Source organism: uncultured Microscilla sp. (assembly GCF_947493425.1).
Classification (GTDB): domain Bacteria; phylum Bacteroidota; class Bacteroidia; order Cytophagales; family Microscillaceae; genus Microscilla.
On the sequence record NZ_CANLRP010000551.1, the window covers coordinates 1 to 353 of the forward strand.

General features: G+C 49.6%; 1 protein-coding gene. It reads left to right on the forward strand.

Annotated features, from left to right (window positions below; all coding sequences use genetic code 11):
* Nucleotides 1-312 (forward strand): hypothetical protein (locus Q0954_RS34630; RefSeq protein WP_299466840.1); only part of this gene is annotated, 312 nt, incomplete at its 5' end.
* Nucleotides 313-353: the final 41 nt, after the last annotated feature.

Here is a 353-nt window from a genome sequence, read left to right on the forward strand (position 1 = left end):
CCGGGGCAAGTGGGCGACTACCCCATGGAGGTGCAGGCAATGATCAAGGCGTATAAAGAAGCATTAGAGACCACCCTTGTGCGGGTTCGCCAAAAGCTGGCGGCAGACTTTAGAATATATACCCTAGAGTTGACCGAAAAGGCAAGCACCCCCGCCGAAGCCTTTGCTATAGTAAAACGCCACTTGCAAAGTCTGGAAAAATTGCCGGGGGGTGTACCTAACGATACCTTGTGGGCGTTGGTAGATCAACTGCAAGCCCTCGAAAAGGACATGCAAGCCGACAAATACCGCCAGGCAAAGCAAAAAAAATAAACCTCTTGTACCCATGACAAAAACCCTGACCTTATTATTTG